Raw genomic sequence first — 18,129 nt, 5'->3', positions numbered from 1 at the left:
GAACACGAGGAGATAGGTCAGAGGTGTAAGCAGGGCAACCTGTTAAGCTGACTGATACTAATAGGTCGAGGGCTTGACCAAATAAAAACGAAAGAAAAAAAGTTTACTGTGCAATTTTGAGAGGACAGAGTAATTTGGACTCTTAAAAGTTAATATAAAAGAGAATTGATAGAAGCGATCAGATTGAGGAAAGGCTTGAATGAGGAGTAGAGTTTACTTGTGTAAATGAGCACCGCAATGAAAGATTTGACGAAAATATGAGAAGTTTATAGCAATTTTCGATGATTTAATGAGACTCAATCAGCTAAAGCTGATGAGTACCGATTTATACCAAAATCAAAGATTTTGACAAATCGGTATCTGGTGGTAATGACGTGAAGGTAACACCCCTTTCCATACCGAACAGGAAGGTTAAGCTTCAGAGTGCCGATGGTACTGCAGGGGAGGCCCTGTGGGAGAATAGGTCGCTGCCAGGTAAGTAAAATACCCATTGTGTAGAATATTCTATGCAGTGGGTATTTAAGTATATGGTTAAAAGTAAATTTTTTTAATTATGAAGGTGATGAAAAGATGAAGTGTTATTTAACGCTCCATCTTTTTTATTTCAAAAATTAAGGGAACTTTAAGGTTTAGTTAAGAGACATGAAAGTATACACGTTTAAACTTAAATATGTAAAAATTAAACTTAAAGGTAGGATGTATTGTATATGGATAATTTTTTTAAAACTATGAAAATAAGAAAAGTAATACTGGTTTATGCTGCTGTAGTAATTTTTTTCTGTATAATTTCTGAACTAAGCTTTGTAAAATCAACAGGAATATTAGATGAAAATTTATTTTTACTATTATGTAATTTGGGGGTTTTAGTATGGTTTATGTTAGAATTGAGAAAAGTGGGCTGCGCTTGGAATTGCTTGCTTTGTTATAGGAACAGCTTTGAGCATTTATTTTGTTAAAACAAATTGGAATAAAGAAATTACAGCATAAAAGGAGAATGTTTATGGATTTTGAATTACTTAAAGGGACTAGGACAAGATATTTATTTTTAAAAATACTTTGCATACTTGCGTTAGGTATAGGAATACTTGTAGTACTTGGAAAAATTTTTAAAGTACATTTGACAGATAGTTATATAGAAATTTGTGCACTTATAATAACAGTATTATGGTTTCTGATTACTTTAAAGTTTATGAAAAATAATAATATAAATGTCTATGATTTTGTAAAGAAACCTTCTAAAAAAGGATTTGCATTAGAGCTTCCAGTGAATTTAATAATAACCTATATGGGAGGAACGGGATTTATTTTAATAATGCTAGCTTTAGTAAATTATATAAACCCAACTATGTTAAGCAATGTGCAGTCAAATTTGGTAAATAAATCTCCTGAATTGAATACAAATTTTATTATAGGAATTAGTTTCATATCAACAGTTATTATAGCACCTATAGCAGAGGAATTCATTTTTAGAGGAGTACTTATGGGCAGGTTGTACAATAAATATGGAATTGGTAAATCAATCTTTTTTTCTTCAGTTATTTTTTTCGCTATGCATTTAAATATCAACCCTATGCTTTTACTTTTGGGAATAAGCTGTGCTCTTCTTGTATATAAGTATAAGTCACTGGTGCCTTCAATTATACTGCATATGTGTAACAATTTTATTACGTTTATAAATGGCTTGAAAAGCAGCGGCGGCGGAAACAATTTCTTAAATGTTAATTCTAGCTTTATGATTGCAGGTATTATACTATTTATTATATATGTTTTATATTCTTATAGAAATTATAGAAAATGTAAAAAAGCATTTTAAAGGAAAGGAAAGCTTGTATCTATGAAAAAAATTTTAATTGCTGATGATGAGCAGGAAATAATAGAACTGATGACATTATATCTTGAAAGGGAAAATTACGAAGTATTTGGAGCTTATGATGGATTTTCAGCACTGGATATTTTAAAAGAAGGAGCAATTGATATTGCAATAATTGATATAATGATGCCAAATATGGATGGATATCAGCTTATAAAAAAAATAAGAGAAAAATATAAAATTCCTGTAATTGTTATGTCAGCTAAAAGTGAAATAAGCGACAAAATATTGGGCCTTGAACTTGGGGCGGATGACTATATAACTAAACCTTGTGATCCACTGGAATTAATGGCAAGGGTAAAGGCACAGCTTAGAAGATGCTCTGAATTTAATTGTAATCAAGAAAAGGATACGGAAACTATAGTAGTTGGAGAGTTAAAACTCGATACTAGTTGCTGTGTCATTTATAAAGGGGATAAACCTATATCAATTACATCCACAGAGTACAAGCTCTTGCTACTTTTAATGGGCAATCCTAAAAAAGTTTTTACTAAAAAGCAGATTTTTGAGTCTGTTTGGAATGAACCCTTTTATGGTGATGACAATACAATAATGGTTCACATTAGCAAATTGCGAGATAAAATTGAAGAAGATTCCAAAAACCCAGTGTATTTAAAAACCATAAGAGGACTTGGATATAAATTTGAAAGTAAAAAGTAATCAGGTCATGGAGTGTATCATATATGTTTTTTGAAACATTAAAAAACCTAAGAAAAAAGTTTAAGAGATTATATATCACTATGTTCAAAAATTACATTATATTTGTATTTTTAATGCTGCTTGTCTTATCAGGCACTATAGGTTTTATGATTTTTAGCATAGGAAAGATGGTTTCATCAGAAGACTACATAAAAGATACCCAGAAATTTTTTATGGCATCGAAAATAGTAAAAAGTGATTATAAAAAAATTGATGCATCAAAAATTGTTGCTTCAAAAGGTTGGGTTGAGATACTTAATTCAAATAAAAAGGTTATCTATGTTATAGGAACTAAAAAAGATAAGGTAACAAATTATACTGAAAATGAACTTTTGAATTTTATGGATTTATCCTATAATAACTTAAAAAGTGGCACTTCTTACTTTTATTCTGTTACAGCTTTTAATAGTAATGGTGAAGATCTTTATTGCATTGTGAAAGTGCCTCCTGGAATAGTGACATTAAATGTGGACATAGCACCTTCCCCGGACAAGTATATTAAAAAAGCTGCAATTTATATATTGGTAGGTATATTTATAATTATAGTGTTTCTAACAGTATCCGTATTTTTATATGCTTATTTAACTACTAAAAAGGTAGTTATGCCATTAAAAAAAATACTGCAGGGCATAAAGAGAATGACTGAAGAAGATTATTCAACAAGGATTAATTTTAATGCAGAAAATGAATTTGGAGAAATAAGAGATGCTTTTAATTTTATGGCTGAAAAGATTGAAGCTTCAATATTTGAAAGAAACAGGATGGAAAATTTGAAACAACAGCTTTTATCAGATATATCTCATGATTTGAAAACACCATTAACTTCCATTATGGGATACTCCAAGGCACTTAATGATGGTGTGGTAGAAAATGATAAAAAAATTAAACAGTATTTAAACATAATATACAATAAATCAAAGAGAACAGTTTCTCTAATTGAAAATCTTCATGAGTTTACAAAACTTGATAACAGCAAGTTTTTAATAAGCAAGGAAAAATGCGACTTTTGTGAGTTTGTACGAGAAATAGTATCTGAATACTATAATGAATTTGAAGAAAAGAATTTTGAACTTGAAATAAACTTACCAGAGGACGAAATTGTATATGAATTTGATAAAGTAGAGATGGAAAGGGCTATCTCAAATATTATGTCTAATATATTGAAGTACAATGAAGCTGGGACAAAGGCAAAAATAGAATTGACTTATGACAATTCAAAAATACAACTTATAATTGCAGACGATGGAGTTGGCATTGATGAAAGTCTAAAAGAAAATATATTTGAACCCTTTGTAAGAGGAGATAAGTCAAGGTATACAAAAGGTGGTACGGGACTTGGACTTTCTATTGCGAATAAAATAGTACAAAAGCATGGAGGAACTTTGACTCTTGAAAAATGTAAGAAATACAAAACAGTATTTAGGCTAAAACTTTAAAAAGAGAGTGCTGCACTAAGAGTAAATTACTTAATGCAGCAGTCCCATAGTATTTATCCGATCGCTACCATTGCTAATACCCACATCTTCTATCAAAGTGGGGATAAGCACTGATACGCGCCTGGATAAGTTCTTCTAAGGTTTAGCTGGAGAAAGTTATCCTTATAAGCAAACTCCATCTGGACCTAAGAATCACTTAATTTAGTAGCAATTCTAATACATGTCTTAGTTTAATTTATAAGCTTCTGCAAACGCTGTAGATACTGCATTTGCAATCCTGCCAACTTGTGCAGTGTCACCAATTTTAATTACATTGTGGAAATTTGTATTTAATTCCTCTGCTAAAGTTTGATCAGCACGTACTCCTAAAGAAAGTACTACATATTCAACTGGAAGCTTCTCTTTTTCTCCATCTTTTTCTTCTAATATAACTGACTCGTCTGTAATATCTACTAATTTGTGAGATGGCATGAAAGAGGTGTTCATTTTTTCTAATCTGCCTTGTACATCGGTTAAGTTTTGCCAGCTAGCATCAGGACCAATTTTATCCATCATTTCTACAACGTATACTTTATTGTTCATTGTACCTAATAATTCAGCTGTTTCAAGTCCAGTCATACCAGAACCTATAACTGCCACCTTTTTATTTGAAATTTTAACTTTTCCTGATAAAATATCAGAACTTGTACAAACGTTTTTACCTTGTACACCAGGAATAGATTTAGGCACTATAGACGTGGAGCCTGTGCCTATAAACACTGCATATGGATTTAATTCTTTAATGGATTCTATTGTTGCTGGTGTATTTAAATGAATTTCAACACCTAATTTTTTTAATTGAACTTCAAAATATTTAATAAGCCAATTAATTTTTTCTTTGTGAGGTGGCTTGTTTGCTAAACATAATTGTCCGCCAAGTTCTGAATTTTTTTCAAATAGTATTACTTTGAATTTACGTTCTGCTAGAACACGTGCTGCTTCCATTCCGGATGGACCTCCACCTACGACAACTACCATACGTCCATTTCCATCTTGTCTGGAACTATTATAAAACCATTCGCGAGCAGCTCTTGCATTAATTGCACAAGAAAATGGTTCACCTTTCATACCATTAACTGCCATGGAATCCATGCAATTTAAACATGAAATACATCTTCGAATTTCATCTACTCTGCCCTCAGCAGTTTTCTTTACCCAATCGGGATCAGCAAGTAAGCCTCTGGCAATTGTTACGCAATCTACTTTTCCTTCTGAAATAATTTTTTCAGCAAAATCAGGATTACGGATGGTACCTACTCCAAATACAGGCACATCAACTGCTTTTTTAACAGCTTCTGCTAAATATATTTTCCATCCTTCTGGATAAGAAGTAGGTTCCCAAGCTTTATTCATTGTTTCATAAATTCCAGCAGATACGTTTATTGCATCCAGTCCAAAAGGTACAAGATATTTACAGATTTCGACAGCTTCATCTAACAATAATCCATCTTCCTTAATTGGAAATACAGAATCTCTTAAAAATTCATCTGCAGATATTCTCATAATTACTGGATATTCACGGCCAACTCGCTGACGAATTCCCTGGATAATTTCTTTAATAATACGAGCTCTATTTTCGGTACTTCCACCGTATTCATCAGTTCGTTTGTTTGTAAATGGGGAAAGAAATTGATTTAGCATATATCCATGTGCTGCATGAAGTTCAACACCATCAATACCAGCTTTATAGCATCTTTCTGCTGCATTTATAAAATCTTGTACAAGACTCTTTACTTCTGCGTTTGTCATTTCACGACAGGGTGCTTGAGTTAGCATACTTTTAATGCCGCTTGGAGAAATTGTTGGCTTTCCGCCAATTACTTCACATACAGTTTGACGTCCTGGATGATGCAATTGAATGAAGATAGCACCATCATAATAATGTACTGCATTTGCAAGCTTTCTAAGGCCTGGAATACATTCATCAGTAGCTGCAGAAGATTGGCGGGGCATCATAATTCCAGTATCGTTGTTCACTCGAGTAACTTCATTGATAATAAGTCCTACTCCACCTTTAGCTCGTTCAGCATAGTATGCACATTCACATTCAGAAATTGTTGCATTTTCATTTGCAGTTGCTGATCCCATGGCTCCCATTACAACACGGTTTCGTATTTTTAAGCTTCCAATATTTATTGGAGATAATAAATTTTCATAACTCATAAGTAAATCCCCCTATATTCTTTTATTGATATGTGTCATAGATTTTTTCAAGCAACTTTGGAACCATTTCATCTGTTACAGGAACACCAGCAAAATTGCGCAAAGGCTCACTGAGTACATAATCTGTACAATTTAAAACATCTTCTTTCTTAAGTCCCAGCTCTTTACAAGAAGGAATCTTTAAGGATTTCATAAATTTACGAACACTATCTGCAACTGTTTTTCCAATTACAACACCATCTTCACTATCAACTATAATTCCCATGATTTTAGCTACTTTTTTAATTTTTTCAGGGAATTTTGGAGCTGTTAATTCTATTACAGTAGGTGTTACTAATGCACAACCTATGCCATGTGGAATGTGAAAATTAGCTCCAAAGGAATGTGCAATAGCGTGTCCAACATGAACTGTAGAATCATTGAAGGATTTACCTGCAAAATTACTTGCTAAAGCCAAATTATCTCTAGCTTCATAATTACCAGGTTCTTTATATGCAACAGGAAGCCAATTTACAATTCTTTCAATTGCATCATAAGCAAGTAAATCAGAATGAGGATTTGGCTGCATGCTTGTTAAGGATTCAGTGCAGTGTGAAAAAGCATCCATACCTGTATAAACTGTAATATCCTTTGGCAAGCTGAGAGTAAGTTCTGGATCTAAAATTGAAAAAGATGGCACAGAAAAGCATCCAACTTTTTCGTGATTTTTAGTATCTGTAATGACAGCTACAAAGGTACATTCTGAGCCAGTACCTGATGTGGTTGGTATTAAAACAAATTTTACTGGTGGATTTCTCATAGGTGCATGATGTATCATATCACTAACTGTGATTTCATTTGCAGCAAAACAAGCTATTCCTTTTGCTGTATCCAGCACACTTCCTCCACCTACACCGATAATACCGTCTACGTGTTCTTTCTCTGCCATATTACCACCAGCTTCTACTGTGTAATCAGGTGCATCCATTTCTACACCATTAAATATGACAGTTTCTATATTTGCTTTTTTTAAGCTATCTATTGATTTTTGAGAGTGTCCTAAAGCTTCAACTTGTTTATCTGTTACAATCATTACTTTTGTAAATCCTAATTCTTTTGCAATTTCTCCCGTTGAATTAATTGCACCAGTGCCGTAAGCTACTGTACATAGCTGACCATATCTTCTTATCATGTTTATCCCTCCAAGCAATTATTGTTATTTTTTTATCAACCTTAAGAAAATTATAACACTGCATATTTTTAATATCTTCGTCAAGGTTTGAGAATTTGAATAATATAATTTGTAATTTTTTACAAGTATTAATTGGATATTATTGCTTATGCAATTGTTTACTATGCTAATTTCTGCTATGATTAGATTAGTAAGATAGTTAATATTTCAACAAAGAAGGGATAATTATGTCTGTACAATTTTCTACAATTACTGGATTACTTGATAAATTCAGCATAAAAGTCCATCTTAAAGAAGATTGTGAATTGATAGGATTTCGATATTTAAATAAAGATGTTTCAGTATATCTTTCTGATTATTTGTATATAGGGAAAGTGTCCGACTTGGCAGAAATGCCTTCTTCTAGCAGAGCAAACTATATGTTATATGAAGATATTCTATTATCTACTTTATACAAGCAAGAAAGTATGTCCAATATCATTTTAGTTTCTAACAAGAGTGACATTACCTCTATCATAGACATCTTGCAGGACTTATTTGATATGGAGATTAAAATGGTTAATTTCACAAATAAGTTGTTAGAACTTTGTCAAGAGGGGACAACTATCCAGCAGCTTTTGGATGTTGGGTATGAAACTTTAGGCAACCCTTTATTATTAGTGGATATTTCTCTTTGCTTTATGGCACATGCTGGAGGAAATACTATAAAAAATGAACCACTGTGGGAATGGACACTTTCGAAAGGCTATGTAACTGAAGCGTATGTTAATTCAATCATGGAAAATAAAATTGATAGGGATATAGAAAGTGAGCATAATGAAAATTCAGATCTAATTTTATGGGAATCCGGATTACTAAATCATAGACAATTAGTAGGAAGAGTCTTAAAAAATAAGCAGCCTTTAGCATATTTGAAGATGTTAGAATACAATAAGCCAATTACAAAATATGATGAACAAATGTTAATCACTCTCTGTAGATTTCTTTCTTTGACGATTAAGGGCTCTAATGAAAGTTTCTCATCTACCAATCCTTTAGTGGATTCATTTATTACGGCATTGCTCAATCAGAAATTATATGACCATGATGCCATTAGCGAACGTGCAAGATCATTCAATTTAAAACTTTATGATAATTTATATGTTATTGCCATTGAATTAAATGATATAAATAGAAATGAAGATAAAATCTATTATTTGAAAAGAAAAATGCAAAATTATTTTAATAGAGATACAGTAATTATTTATGATAAATATATTGTGGTTTTACTGGATGTTAAAGGAGAAAATATATTTAATAAAAATGAATTGAACTTATTTAGAAAATTACTAGAAAAACACAACTGTAGGGCTGGTATCAGTAAGGTTTTTCATAATTTATATGATTTATCAGAATATTATAAGCAAACTATTACTAGTTTATCAATTGGAAATCAAATACATAGTTCTGAGCGAATTTTAAATTATAATGATTTTATAGTGACACATATGATTTTAAGTTTTGGAGACAAAGCACATCTTAAAATCCTTGTTCACCCAATTGTAAAACTTTTAATTCATATTGATGAAGAAAAAAATAGTGATTTTTTTAAAACACTGTGTGCTTATTTAAAACATAATCAGGATGTTACTTTAACTTCGAAAGCTCTCCACATTCATTATAATACTTTAAAATATCGAATTAAACGTATTATAGAATTAACGAATATTGACTTTAATAATAGTGAACTGTTATTTGAAGTACAATTATCAGAAAAGGTTTTAAAATTAGTAAAACAAATAGGAATTGAAAAATAATTACGTTAATGATAAAGTGATAATATCATAAAAATTAAAAGTAAACTCGGAGTGATAATATGAAATATGTGGACATTAAAAATAAACAAGGATTAACTGAAGAAGAGTTTTTAAAGCAATATGATGATAGTATATATGAAAAACCATCTCTTACTGTAGATATGTTGATTTTTACAGTAATGAACGAAAAAAAGGAAAATTACAGGAAGCTTCCAGAAAAATCTTTAAAGATTCTTTTAGTAAAGAGAGGAGATCATCCATGCATTGGGAAATGGGCACTTCCTGGTGGATTTGTAGGTATTAATGAAAGCTTGGACGAAGCAGCTTTACGTGTATTAAGAGCAGAAACTAATGTTGATGATATTTATATGGAACAGTTATATACCTGGGGAGAAGTTGATAGAGATCCTAGGACTAGAGTAATAAGTTCATCTTATATGGCACTTGTGGACAGCAGTTCATTAAGCATTAAAGCTGGCAGTGATGAAGAAGATGCGGCATGGTTTAATGTCAGTTACAATTTGCTTCAAGAAAAAAAAGAAGCAATGGAAAAAGAATATATTTATGAACAAATAGTACAAATAAAACTCTGGAATGAAAATGAGGAACTATCTGCCAAGATAAGAATTATAGAAAATCCAGATGGTGAAGTAAGTAGAGAAATTACGGAATCTACAGGTATTGCTTTTGATCATGGTAAGTTTATTGAATATGCTATTAGCAGGTTAAGAAATAAAATTGAATATACAAGTTTAGCATTTAATCTTATGCCAGAATTATTTACGTTAACGGAACTTCAGCAGGTTTATGAGGTTATACAAGGAAAAGAACTTTTAGCAGCTGCCTTTAGAAGAAAAGTTGCAAGTATGGTTATTGAAACAAATCAGTTTACAAAGGATGCTGGGCATAGACCTTCAAAATTATTTAGATATAATTCAGGATGGAAAAGAAGCATATAAAAAATAAATTAGTTGACAATTTACATATACATATAATACAATCAAAAAAGATAGATTTCATTAAATAAAAATAGAGAGGTATTTTATGAGCGTGGTAGTATCTAAATAGATTAAATTTTATATTTAAATAGATCTTTGAAAAAAGGGTAGTTTTTATACCTTTGTTTGTCATAGGTTTATTTAAAGCAATCTATGGAGATACAAAGCTATAAAATACCGTTATTATATTTACAGGATAGTTCTTTATGGCTATCTTAATGGTATGTATTTTAAGCTGTGGAAATGTCCACAGCTTTTTTTCGTAAAAATAATATTTAATAAGTATAATGTGTCAAAGGTGAAATCTATCCAAGATATTTGTATCTTCATAGAATATTAAATTCTATGTAAGGAGAAAAGAAAATGAATACAAACACTTTTGATAAATTGCAATATAATGACTTAAAGAAAATAGTAAAATCTTATTGTGTAAGCGGATTAGGAAAAAAGTTAATAGATAAGCTTAAGCCAAGTACAAATTTAAAGGTTATAGATAAAAGGCTGAATGAAACCAGTGAAGGAAGAGCTTTATTAGATACTTGCAGTTATATACCTTTAGAGGGAATATTCAATATAGATAATATTATAGATAATGTTGAAAAAAGTATGGTGCTGGAGCCAGAAAATTTAACTACTCTCTGCAATTTTTTAAGAGGGTGCAGAAAAATTAAGAATTTTATGAAAGATAAAGAATTTTATGCTCCAACATTAAGTTCATATGGTAATTCAATTACAGAATTTACATTTATAGAAGAAGAGATTGAACTTTCTATAAGGGGAAGCTTGGTGGATTCTAACGCTAGCAAAGAATTAAGAAAAATAAGAAGACTTATAGAAAATACGGAAAGTAAGATACAAGATAAATTAGAAAAGGTTTTAAAAAATAGTAGTAATAAAAAATATATACAGGAATTTTTTATAAGCAAAAGAAATGGAAGATATACTATACCTATAAAAGCTGCATATAAGAATCAAGTTCCAGGCAATATAGTAGAAACTTCTTCTAAAGGTTCCACTATATTCATAGAGCCAAATAATATAAGTAAAAGTACAGAAGAATTAACAGCATTAAAAGCTGAAGAATCAATAGAGGAATATAAAATACTATCTACTTTAACAGCATTAGTATTTGATAATTTAAGAGAAATTAAAATTAATATGGAAGTTATTGAAGAATATGATATGATTTTTGCTAAGGCGAAATACAGTAAAGCTATTAATGGAATGAAGCCTAAAATTAATGATTATGGATATATAAATATCATAAAGGGAAAACATCCATTGTTAAAAGGTGATGTAGTACCTTTAGATTTTAAGGTAGGTGATGATTATAGAACTTTAATAATAACAGGACCTAATGCAGGTGGAAAAACAGTAGTATTAAAAACAGTAGGAATTTTAACCTTAGCAGTTCAATCAGGATTTCATATTTCAGCTGCAGAAGGAACAGAAATATCTGTATTTGAAAAAATATTTGTTGATATTGGAGACGATCAAAGTATAGAAAATGCACTAAGTACTTTTTCTTCCCATATAAAAAATTTAGCAGATATAATTGACAATAGCAATAAATCTACACTTATATTGTGCGATGAAATAGGAAGCGGAACAGAACCTAATGAAGGAGCAGGACTTGCTATAGCCATATTAGAGGAATTTTATCATAAAGGATGTATTACAGTAGCCACTACTCATTATGGTGAAATAAAGAATTTTTCAGAAATTCACGAAGATTTTCAAAATGCGGCTATGCAATTTGAAAGTGAAACATTAGAACCATTGTATAAATTAATTATAGGTAAATCTGGAGAGAGCAATGCACTTTGGATATCTAAAAAAATGGGTATAAAAAACTCTGTACTTGAGAAAGCAGAAAGCTATATAAAAAATAAAGATTATAACTTTAAATTAGTTAGAGAGAGCAAAATTAAAAATAGAAAAGTTGAAGAAGAATTTGATGAACACAAAAACTATTACTACTTTAAAATAGGAGATAGGGTATTTCTTATGGACTATGAAGATTTTGCTATTGTCTATAAAGAAAAGGATAGGTTTAACAATGTTACTGTATTGTATAAAGAAAATTTTATAGAAGTTAATGAAAAGAGAATCAGGCTAGAATTAAAAGCAGAAGATTTGTATCCTAAGGACTATGATTTAAATACTCTATTTGTAAGTTATAAAGATAGAAAGTTAGAAAGAGACATTATAAGGGGCTCTAAAAAGGCTTTAAAAAAGATTCAAAAAGAAATAAAAAATCAATATCATAAGGAATGAAATCTTGCACTATATAAACATTATTGTTTATTATGAATTAAAATAACACTATAAGCCGGGAATTTAAGATCTCGGCTTATTATAAAGCTTGGTTATACTTCGGTAATATATTTTATGATAAGGTCAACTGTAGCTAACAATGCATCTACATGCGTTCTTTCATAGGCGTGAGATGCAAAAACACCAGGACCTATAAGGGCTGTTCTAACATCCCAACCAGCACGTAGTGCAGCAGAAGCATCTGAACCATAGTGAGGATATATGTCTAGTTTATATGAGATATTATTTTCCTTGCAGGTATGAACTAATTTTTTCCTAAGATCATAATCATAAGGACCAGAGGAATCTTTAGCACAAATACATACGCTATATTCTGATGAATTTTGATCGCAGCCAGGGGCTCCCATGTCAACAGCTATGAACTCTTTAGTTTTTTCAGGTAAAGCAGCACTAGAACCATGACCAACTTCTTCATAATTGCTTATATAGAAATTAGTTGTGTAAGGAAGTTTTATATTGTTTTCATCAATGTATTTAATTACATACATAAGAAGAGATGCGCTAGCTTTATCATCTAGATATCTACTTTTAATAAATTGCTTTTCAGTGATAGTTGTCCTTGTATCTATGCATATATAGTCTCCTACATCAATACCAAGAGCTGCTACATCATTTTTAGAGAACACTTTTTCATCTAGTATTACCTCCATGTTTTCAGGAATCCTCTTAAGGCTGTTGGCTTCATCACCGTTTATATGGACAGAAGGTTTGATAGTTTGAATAGTACCGGAATAACTTACGTCATCTAAAGTTTTTATAGTACAATTTTCACCTTCAAGTGTTGACATCATATATCCGCCAATAGGAACCATGGAAAGAGTGCCATTTTCCTTTATGCCTTTAACCATTGCACCTAATGTATCAACATGGGATGTAAAGGTTCTTTGATAATCGTCATTTATTCCAGTAAAAGATACAATAAGAGCACCTTTATTTGTGGTTTTATAAGGTATATTTATTTTGTTAAGTTCATCCTTGAGATACTGCATTATTAACTTAGAATATCCTGTAGGACTTGGTATAGAAAGAATAGTTTTTAGAATATTTAAAATAGTATTTTTGTCATAATTCATAATTTTAATCCTCCAAGTGTAAAATATAGTTTAGTCTTTATATTTATTTTATGATTACAATATAGTAAGAGTCAATTTTGCTTAGAAAATTATGACCTAAAAATAACACTTTCTTTATTGAACATATATCTTGCAAATGAGATTGCAGCAACTATATACACTATCATCCAGCCAAAGGTTATAGCTATATGTGCTGTATTGTGTATTCCAACTAAGAACTCTTTTGTAAGGCAAGAAGCATTAGCTATAGGTATACTAAAAAAATAAGTTTCTATACTTTTAGCGTCCTTCATCATTGTGGCATAAACCAATATGACAGCTATTATTGTAAAAGGACTTAAATATGTTTGAGCTTCTTTTGATGATTTTGCATAAATACTTATGGACAACCCTAAGGCCCCAAAAACCATAGTTAAAAGTATAGGCAAAATCATTATCAAAATAATAGTTTCTAATCCTATATTGATGTCATTTGCACCTTGAAACATTCCATTTGTCTGATTCATTGAAATAAATAATCCCGCAAGGTTTGCCAGTGATACTATAATTCCCACTATTGTAATTGCAAGAAATTTTCCCCAAAGTAAGGACATTCTACTTGCTTTTGTAGTTAGAAGTGGTTCTAGAGTACCTCTTTCCTTTTCTCCAACACCTAAGTCCAAGGAGGGTGCTACTGTATTGCCAACACTTCCAAGAATCAATAAAAGTGGTACCATTATATTAAGCATTAATTTCCCAATACCACTTTCCTTTTTTTCTATAGTATCCTGGGCAACATTTATTGGAGTTAATATTTTAGAATCTATATTTCTTTTTTCCAATCTTTTAGAAACTATATTCTTTGAATATTTATCTATGTAAGAATTTAATATGTCAAAGGCTTCCATACTGTCACTACTGGAGTTGTCATAAGTTAATGTGATTTTTTCATTCATATCTTTACTTATATTTTCATCAAAATTTTCTGGTATAGTTATACCTGCTAAAATTTTACCATCTTTTACATCTTGTTTTATGTTGTTGGATTTAATTATTTTTACATTCTTTTGTGATTTAAAAAATGATCCTAAATTGCTGCTGCCTTTATCAACCACAGCTATTTTTAAATTGCTTTCTACATTTTTATGACTTGTACTTGTAGCTTTTCCTATAACAAACGAAAGTACAGGAAGAAGCAGCATGGGAATTAATATACTCATGAGGATTGTCTTTCTATCTCTAAACATATCTAAAAGTTCTTTTTTTAACACTATTAATACAACATTAGTTTTCAATTATATCACCTACCAACTGCATGAATATTTCTTCCATGTCATCATTATTGTATTTAGACTTTAAATTTTCTATTGTTCCTGTTTCTATAATTTTTCCTTTGTGAATTATTATAATTCTATCACAAAGCTTTTCTACTTCAGCCATACTGTGACTTGAAAATATGACAGCTTTATTGTCAATTTTACACTTTTTTATAAAATCATGTACTATTCTAGATGAACTGACATCTAGACCTGATGTTGGTTCATCAAATAATACTACTGATGGATTATGTACGATAGACCTAGCTATAGAAATTTTTTGCTTCATTCCTCTTGAAAATTTACCTACTCTCCTATCCAAATAGTCTTCCATTTCAAGATTTTTTGCTAAATACTTTATGCTCTTTTCGGTTTCGTACCTTGACATTCCATTGAGTTCTGCAAAGTATCTTATATTTTCTCTTCCAGTTAATCTATCATAAAGACCAACTTCGCCGCCAAAGAGTATTCCTATTTCTCCTCTTACTTTTTCTGGATATTTATTCACGTCATAATTGTTTATTAAAGCTGTTCCTGATGTGGGCTTTAGCATAGTTGCAAGCATCCTAAGTGTAGTTGTTTTACCTGCTCCGTTTTCACCAAGAAGTCCTACTATTTCCCCATTGTTAACTTCAAAACTAATATTATCTACAGCTGAAATCTTTTTAAATATTTTAGTTAATGATTGAACTTTAATCAATGTGTTTCCTGCCTTTCTTTTTTATTTTAAGTTAACTTGTTTCTCAAATTATTATGCAATAATAAGAGAAAATTGTAAACTGTAAGTTTTAAAGATTTAAATATTTTTAGAAAAAAATTAGAAAAATAGATTGACAATATGACAAAAAAATAATATACTTAACAACAAGTTAGTAATAAATACAAGCTTTGATGGAGAAAGAAATATTTGATGTTTAACTACAGAGAGCCAGCATTGGTGTAAGTTGGTGTTAACATAAATATGCAGCTATCACTCCGGAGCTTCCAAGTAGAAAGGCTTTTGCCAAGTAAATGAGGACGTATACCAGCGATATATGGTTAGGGTTCACGATGAATAGATGTTTTTATTAACGTTGACCTGAGTTGAGTGGCAATTAGTGTATCTAATTGTAATTGAGGTGGTACCGCGGGAAGTTAATCTTTCGTCCTTATAAGCATATTTAAAAGTATGTTTATAAGAACGAAAGATTTTTTTATTATATTATAAAATTTGAGAGGTGAGTGAATAGGGGGCTTTTACTTTATATTAGAAAATTTTTAGAATTGGGGCAAGGTGCAATACGTAATAATATTATTATATCGAGTATAAGAGAGGAGATTTGAAGATTATGAAAGTGAATTTAACATTAAAGGATGTATTAGAGGCTAGTAAAAGAATAGAAGGAATATGTGTGAAAACTAAATTAATATATAGTTCAGAATTTAGCAAAGAAAGTGGTAATGAGGTATATATAAAACCAGAAAACCTTCAAATTACTGGAGCATTTAAGTTAAGAGGGGCATCAAACAAAATCGTTAAACTAAGTGATGAACAAAAAGCAAAGGGGCTTATAGCTTCTTCTGCAGGAAATCATGCTCAAGGTGTAGCATACTCTGCACAAAAACTTGGAATTAAGGCAACAATTGTTATGCCTGAAACTACTCCACTTATAAAGGTCCAAGCTACTAAAAACTATGGAGCTGACGTAGTACTTAAAGGAAAAGTTTATGATGAGGCTTATGAAGAAGCTAAAAGATTAGAGAAAGAGCATGGGTATACTTTTGTTCATCCTTTTAATGATGTAGATGTAATGGCAGGTCAGGGAACTATAGCACTTGAGATAATAGAAGAACTAAAGGATGTAGATGCTATATTAGTACCAATAGGTGGAGGTGGGTTAATAAGTGGAATAGCAGTAGCTGCTAAATCTATTAATCCTAATATAAAAGTAATAGGAGTTCAAGCTGAAGGTGCAAATCCTATGAAAGTTTCTTTTGATACAGGTAAACTCACCTATGCAGATAAAGTTGATACTATCGCTGATGGTGCAGCAGTAAAGCAGCCTGGAGACCTTACTTTTGAAGTAATAAAAGAATATGTAGATGAAATTGTTACAGTAAGTGATAAAGAACTTATGGAGGCTGTGTTTGTTGTTTTGGAAAAACATAAGCTTGCAGCAGAAGCAACGGGAGTAATGTCTTTAGCAGCACTAAAAAGATTAAACTTTAAAGGAAAAAAAGTAGTTTCTTTAATAAGTGGAGGAAATATAGATGTAGTAACAATGGCATCCGTTTTGAATAATGGATTATTTTCAAGAGGAAGAATATTCTGTTTCTCAGTTAAACTTAAGGACACTCCAGGACAACTTGTTAAAATATCTCAGATATTAGCTGAAAAAGGAGCTAATGTAATAAAGTTGGATCACAATCAGTTCAAAGCTGTTGACAGATTGAAACATGTGGTTTTAGAAGTTACGGTAGAAACAAATGGGTATGAGCATATAGAATCTATAGTTAAGGCATTAAATGATGAAGGATATGATGTAGATAGAGTTTGTTAAGAAGAAAATAAATTCTTTAAAAAAGCGGATAGTGTTAAAGCTATCCGCTTTATTTGAAACATCATTATATAATCTATTTGTGTGGTACTTCTCTATAATGCTTTATATGATCAGCTGAAGTTTTTACATATTTAAAAACAGTTTGATGTTTTTTATTGTCATACTCTTGAATATAATGATAGTAAACTATACTGTTTACTAAATGGGGCGTCATACGAAAACTTAAAAAGGTAGTAAAATCACTGCTGGTTACAGACTTCTTAGTTATAGGATCTTTATAGGAAAAAGAATGAAATACACCATTATGAGTGTGAAGATTTTTAGCATTTTTTTCTTTCCCATAGTAACAAAATACATGTTTATTGTCCCTTATTCCAATATTAATAAATGCATGTGCATGAGCGTGTTGAATACTATGAGTATGAAAATACTTTTCATTGTAAAAATAGAATTTATCATACTTAAAAGGACTTCCCTTACTTGCATCTGAACAATGTCGTACTATATAACCCTGACCATCACAACCGATTATTCTTCCATTGTGTATCTTTACAGCACCTTGCTGCTGATACAGTACGCCAACTCCTTTGTCATTATCAGATAAATTGCAGGAGCTATTATAAGCTGCTGCTCCTATTAAAAAACTTTCTGTTTGTAAAGAAGTATCTTCTAATTCATGAATATTGACTTCATTTTTATGATGATGGGACAT

Annotated in this window: 14 protein-coding genes, 1 rRNA gene and 1 other annotated feature; of the genes, 9 read left to right on the top strand and 6 right to left on the bottom strand. The window is 30.8% G+C overall.

Going from position 1 to position 18,129, the window contains the following annotated elements; genetic code table 11:
• Nucleotides 1–359 precede the first annotated feature (359 nt).
• The 5 genes from rrf to CLCOS_RS13915 all read left to right on the top strand — a co-directional run bounded on the left by rrf (nucleotide 360) and on the right by CLCOS_RS13915 (nucleotide 4,005).
• Nucleotides 360–476: ribosomal RNA gene (gene rrf, locus CLCOS_RS13935) — 5S ribosomal RNA — on the top strand.
• A 231-nt stretch (nucleotides 477–707) separates the two neighbouring features.
• Complete coding sequence (locus CLCOS_RS13930; protein ID WP_063602151.1) at nucleotides 708–956, top strand: hypothetical protein; 249 nt, start codon at nucleotides 708–710, stop codon at nucleotides 954–956.
• Nucleotides 957–1,000: 44 nt separating this feature from the next.
• On the top strand, nucleotides 1,001–1,813 hold the full coding sequence (locus tag CLCOS_RS13925; RefSeq protein WP_063602150.1) for a CPBP family intramembrane glutamic endopeptidase: 813 nt from the start codon (nucleotides 1,001–1,003) through the stop codon (nucleotides 1,811–1,813).
• A gap of 21 nt (nucleotides 1,814–1,834) precedes the next feature.
• Complete coding sequence (locus tag CLCOS_RS13920; protein ID WP_063602149.1) at nucleotides 1,835–2,530, top strand: response regulator transcription factor; 696 nt, start codon at nucleotides 1,835–1,837, stop codon at nucleotides 2,528–2,530.
• Between the two features lie 23 nt (nucleotides 2,531–2,553).
• Nucleotides 2,554–4,005 (top strand): sensor histidine kinase, encoded by a 1,452-nt coding sequence (locus CLCOS_RS13915; RefSeq protein ID WP_063602148.1) that lies wholly within the window; start codon nucleotides 2,554–2,556, stop codon nucleotides 4,003–4,005.
• Between the two features lie 225 nt (nucleotides 4,006–4,230).
• On the opposite strand, the gene CLCOS_RS13910 is transcribed toward CLCOS_RS13915, so the two are convergent.
• Together CLCOS_RS13910 and CLCOS_RS13905 are read right to left on the bottom strand one after the other, a co-directional pair.
• Entirely contained in the window at nucleotides 4,231–6,207 is a 1,977-nt protein-coding gene (locus CLCOS_RS13910; RefSeq protein ID WP_063602147.1) for an FAD-dependent oxidoreductase, read from the bottom strand.
• Nucleotides 6,208–6,229: 22 nt separating this feature from the next.
• The gene (locus CLCOS_RS13905; RefSeq protein WP_063602146.1) at nucleotides 6,230–7,378 is read right to left on the bottom strand and encodes an iron-containing alcohol dehydrogenase; all 1,149 of its coding nucleotides are present in this window, start codon (nucleotides 7,376–7,378) and stop codon (nucleotides 6,230–6,232) included.
• Nucleotides 7,379–7,605: 227 nt separating this feature from the next.
• On the opposite strand from CLCOS_RS13905, the gene CLCOS_RS13900 reads away from it, so the two are divergent.
• From CLCOS_RS13900 to CLCOS_RS13890, 3 genes are all read left to right on the top strand, one after another.
• On the top strand, nucleotides 7,606–9,174 hold the full coding sequence (locus CLCOS_RS13900) for a PucR family transcriptional regulator (protein ID WP_063602145.1): 1,569 nt from the start codon (nucleotides 7,606–7,608) through the stop codon (nucleotides 9,172–9,174).
• Nucleotides 9,175–9,233: 59 nt separating this feature from the next.
• Nucleotides 9,234–10,133: an NUDIX hydrolase gene (locus CLCOS_RS13895; RefSeq protein ID WP_063602144.1), complete on the top strand. Its 900-nt coding sequence runs from the start codon at nucleotides 9,234–9,236 to the stop codon at nucleotides 10,131–10,133.
• Nucleotides 10,134–10,535: 402 nt separating this feature from the next.
• A complete protein-coding gene (locus CLCOS_RS13890) occupies nucleotides 10,536–12,449 on the top strand; it encodes an endonuclease MutS2 (RefSeq protein ID WP_063602143.1) in 1,914 nt (637 codons plus the stop codon).
• Between the two features lie 92 nt (nucleotides 12,450–12,541).
• On the opposite strand, the gene CLCOS_RS13885 is transcribed toward CLCOS_RS13890, so the two are convergent.
• The 3 genes from CLCOS_RS13885 to CLCOS_RS13875 form a co-directional block, all read right to left on the bottom strand.
• Nucleotides 12,542–13,582, bottom strand: coding sequence for a M42 family metallopeptidase (locus tag CLCOS_RS13885; RefSeq protein ID WP_063602142.1), 1,041 nt, complete (start codon nucleotides 13,580–13,582; stop codon nucleotides 12,542–12,544).
• 89 nt (nucleotides 13,583–13,671) lie between these two features.
• Nucleotides 13,672–14,856 carry an ABC transporter permease gene (locus tag CLCOS_RS13880; protein ID WP_013238168.1) on the bottom strand — a complete coding sequence of 395 codons (1,185 nt, stop codon included), beginning with the start codon at nucleotides 14,854–14,856 and terminating at the stop codon, nucleotides 13,672–13,674.
• On the bottom strand, nucleotides 14,846–15,577 hold the full coding sequence (locus tag CLCOS_RS13875; protein ID WP_013238169.1) for an ATP-binding cassette domain-containing protein: 732 nt from the start codon (nucleotides 15,575–15,577) through the stop codon (nucleotides 14,846–14,848). The genes CLCOS_RS13880 and CLCOS_RS13875 overlap by 11 nt, the downstream gene beginning before the upstream one ends.
• A 179-nt stretch (nucleotides 15,578–15,756) precedes the next feature.
• Nucleotides 15,757–16,030, top strand: a binding site (T-box leader).
• 175 nt (nucleotides 16,031–16,205) lie between these two features.
• Between CLCOS_RS13875 and ilvA the strand changes: the two genes are divergently transcribed.
• A complete protein-coding gene (gene ilvA, locus CLCOS_RS13870; RefSeq protein ID WP_063602141.1) occupies nucleotides 16,206–17,417 on the top strand; it encodes a threonine ammonia-lyase in 1,212 nt (403 codons plus the stop codon).
• A 73-nt stretch (nucleotides 17,418–17,490) separates the two neighbouring features.
• Here ilvA and CLCOS_RS13865 read toward each other — a convergent pair whose 3' ends face one another.
• Nucleotides 17,491–18,129 carry a hypothetical protein gene (locus CLCOS_RS13865; RefSeq protein ID WP_242867002.1) on the bottom strand — a complete coding sequence of 213 codons (639 nt, stop codon included), beginning with the start codon at nucleotides 18,127–18,129 and terminating at the stop codon, nucleotides 17,491–17,493.

Origin of the sequence: Clostridium coskatii (assembly GCF_001675205.1) — a bacterium.
GTDB classification, from domain to species: domain Bacteria; phylum Bacillota; class Clostridia; order Clostridiales; family Clostridiaceae; genus Clostridium_B; species Clostridium_B ljungdahlii.
Note: the sequence above shows the minus strand (reverse complement) of the source record. Positions and strands in the feature narration are given on the sequence as shown.

What these genes read in the sequence shown, in the direction of transcription:
- CLCOS_RS13905 (WP_063602146.1), bottom strand. Translation starts at nt 7,378, where the DNA reads ATGATAAGAAGATATGGTCAGCTATGTACAGTAGCTTACGGCACTGGT.
- CLCOS_RS13865 (WP_242867002.1), bottom strand. Translation starts at nt 18,129, where the DNA reads ATGTCCCATCATCATAAAAATGAAGTCAATATTCATGAATTAGAAGAT.
- ilvA (WP_063602141.1), top strand. Translation starts at nt 16,206, where the DNA reads ATGAAAGTGAATTTAACATTAAAGGATGTATTAGAGGCTAGTAAAAGA.
- CLCOS_RS13895 (WP_063602144.1), top strand. Translation starts at nt 9,234, where the DNA reads ATGAAATATGTGGACATTAAAAATAAACAAGGATTAACTGAAGAAGAG.
- CLCOS_RS13925 (WP_063602150.1), top strand. Translation starts at nt 1,001, where the DNA reads ATGGATTTTGAATTACTTAAAGGGACTAGGACAAGATATTTATTTTTA.
- CLCOS_RS13920 (WP_063602149.1), top strand. Translation starts at nt 1,835, where the DNA reads ATGAAAAAAATTTTAATTGCTGATGATGAGCAGGAAATAATAGAACTG.
- CLCOS_RS13890 (WP_063602143.1), top strand. Translation starts at nt 10,536, where the DNA reads ATGAATACAAACACTTTTGATAAATTGCAATATAATGACTTAAAGAAA.
- CLCOS_RS13900 (WP_063602145.1), top strand. Translation starts at nt 7,606, where the DNA reads ATGTCTGTACAATTTTCTACAATTACTGGATTACTTGATAAATTCAGC.
- CLCOS_RS13885 (WP_063602142.1), bottom strand. Translation starts at nt 13,582, where the DNA reads ATGAATTATGACAAAAATACTATTTTAAATATTCTAAAAACTATTCTT.
- CLCOS_RS13910 (WP_063602147.1), bottom strand. Translation starts at nt 6,207, where the DNA reads ATGAGTTATGAAAATTTATTATCTCCAATAAATATTGGAAGCTTAAAA.
- CLCOS_RS13915 (WP_063602148.1), top strand. Translation starts at nt 2,554, where the DNA reads ATGTTTTTTGAAACATTAAAAAACCTAAGAAAAAAGTTTAAGAGATTA.
- CLCOS_RS13930 (WP_063602151.1), top strand. Translation starts at nt 708, where the DNA reads ATGGATAATTTTTTTAAAACTATGAAAATAAGAAAAGTAATACTGGTT.